Raw genomic sequence first — 2,973 nt, forward strand, 5'->3', positions numbered from 1 at the left:
AGATGATCAAGTAACAAATACAGGTGGTCTTCCAAATAAAGGAATCACTGTAACGAATGCTCTACCAGGCGCATCAGTAACCTTGACAATCGGTGGTAGACAACTTCCATCTAAAACAGCAGATAGCAATGGAAATGTAACATTTACTGCGACTGAATTAGCAGATAGTAACGGTTTGCTTCCAACAGGAAACGTAACAGTTAAACAAAGTAAGGAATTTACTAATCCTACAACAAACCGAGCAGAAACACTCGAATCCGCAACAACGACTAAAACTATCACTAGAGAAACAGTTAAACCTGTTGCTAGTACAACTGTTCAAGTAAAAAATCCTACAACTGGTCAATGGGAAACAGTTCCATCCACGAGAGACGATGTTTTCGATAAATATATTTTCTATGCAGGTGATCAACTGCGCTTTATTACTAAATTTAGTGATAACAGTGGAAAGATTGACAAAACTGAAGTGAAAATAGGTGACAGCAATGGTAACACTACTATTACCAGCGGGAATATACTTGATGATAGTTGGGGAACTGCAATTCTAAACAATATCAATAATGTTTCTACTACAGCCACGGAGACTAAGCCTCATACCATTGACACTGGTGAGAATCAAGGTACCATTAGACCAGATTTGCCATATGCACCTGGACATTTTATAAAACGTTCGGTTATAGTTAGAGATCGTTCAGAAAATTGGTCTCAAGGAAACAATATTAAGCTTGAGCAGGGTCAGTTGAAAGATAGATTGGGTGAAGTGAAGATTTCTCCAATAACAGTTCGAGATATTGCTAATTTAACCGACAATGATAGAAATTCTATTAAGGCAGCTGTTGAAAAGGCTTATCCACAGGATAAACATCGTATCAGAACCTATACTCCACAGAGCAATGGAAATGTGCTGATTACCTATAAAGATGGAACGACAAGAACAGTCACTCCAACACTAGAACAAAATTATCAAACTAAGTCAGATCGCTTCTACGCGGTTGCTGGAGAAAATGCGAATAGCTTGACAGCTCGTAATTTTATCAAATCTGCTGATGGTACAGAATTGCCTGCAAATACAAATGTAGTTTGGAAAAACGGAGCGCCAGATTTATCTACACCAGGTGAAAAAACAGCAACCTTGACGGTTACCGACTCGAAAGGTGTAAGTAAAGATATTACTTATAACTATACCGTTTATCCAAAGGTTGAGGCTAATACCAACAATGGGGTAACAGGTAAGTTTTATTCCTTTAAAGATGATGGTAATGGTAGAACTAACGGAGGTAACTGGGCTAATAATTATGGTGGAGACACTTACTTATATGTGAATCAAAAGGAGCTTCCAGCCAATACGACCTGGTCTTACGAGTACAAATTAAATAGTCAGTTAAGTGGTTCAGGTGAGTTGCAGAAGACGCCAGTTGGAACGCAAAAATTTAGTAGTGTTTGGAATAATACCCAAGCGCATCAAACAGAGTACCGTGTAGTAGCGACTTATCCAACAGGACGCTTTGGGACTCCGTCTGCACAAGATCGTGCTTTGACAAGCGAGACAACATTTAATTATACAGTAGTGGACCCAGTTGCTAAGAAGGTTTATGAAACAACAGTGGGTAATATGTCTCCGTTGTCAACTATTAGCACAACTCCGGGTGAAACGATTACAAATGCTGCCAATACACCAGTAATACCAGCTGGGACAGATTATGCATGGGAAACACCTTTAAGTGAATCTGAGATTTCAACTCCAGGTTATATAACTAAAAAAGTTAAAGTAACATTGCCACTAGGTGCTGCAACGGGTAGTCGTAACGATAAATTGGTTCCAGTAACCATCAAAGTCAACCTAAAAACACCACAAATCGCAGATGACCAAGTAACGAATACAGGTGGTCTTCCAAAACGTGGTATTACTGTGACAGATGTGACACCAGGTGCGACAGTGACCTTGAAACTTGGAAGTAAGACAATTCCGAAGACAGTACCAGCTGGTGCTACAAGTGTCACATTTGGAGCAGATGAATTAGCAGATAGTAACGGTTTGCTTCCAACGGGGAACGTAACGGTTACACAAACTAAAGATGTAAGGATTCCTACTGGAGGAACAGAGACCCTTAGCACATCAACGACTAAAACAATTACTCGCGAAACAGTTAAACCTGTTGCTAGTACAACTGTGCAAGTAAAAAATCCTACAACTGGTAAATGGGAAGAAGTTCCATTCGTAATTGAAGATAATGCTAAGAAATATACTTTCTATGCAGGTGATCAACTGCGCTTTATTACTACATTTAGTGATAACAGTGGAAAGATTGACAAAACTGAAGTGAAAATAGGTGACAGCAATGGTAACACTACTATTACCAGCGGGAATATACTTGATGATAGTTGGGGAACTGCAATTCTAAACAATATCAATAATGTTTCTACTACAGCCACGGAGACTAGTCCTCATACCATTGATACTGGTGAGAGTCACGGTCAAATCAAGCCAGATTTGGCATATACTATTGACAGACAAGGTAATCCTAACAATAGGATAAAACGTTCGGTTATAGTTAGAGATACTTCTGGAAATTGGTCTGAAGGAAATAATCTTAGACTTGCGCAAGGTCAGTTGAAGGATAAATTCCCAGGTAAAGTGCCAGCGACAGTTCAAGTAACTAATGCGACAACTCCATCACCAGATGATAAGCAAAAAATTCTTGCAGCGGTGACAGGATCTAATCCACAAGAGGCAAATCGTATTAGTGGTTATGCATTTAAAGATAATGGTACTGTATCAAATGGTAAAGTAACAGTCGTTATTACCTATAAAGATGGTACATCGAACGAAGTAGAAGTGCCAGTATCGGATTCTGAAGCGTCTCAATCTGCATCTGCCTCAGCGTCAACAAGCGCAAGTACGTCAGCAAGTACGTCAGCTTCAACGAGCGCAAGTACGTCAGCATCAACAAGCGCAAGTACGTCAGCGTCAAC

At 39.7% G+C, this 2,973-nt stretch carries 1 protein-coding gene; it reads left to right on the plus strand.

All coding sequences use genetic code 11. The annotated features are described in order from the left end of the window. The coding region (locus B7695_RS06990) for a Rib/alpha-like domain-containing protein (protein ID WP_142358877.1) at positions 1 to 2,973 on the plus strand (2,973 nt) is incomplete at both ends.

It is taken from the genome of Streptococcus mitis, from assembly GCF_002096845.1.
Classification (GTDB): domain Bacteria; phylum Bacillota; class Bacilli; order Lactobacillales; family Streptococcaceae; genus Streptococcus; species Streptococcus mitis_A.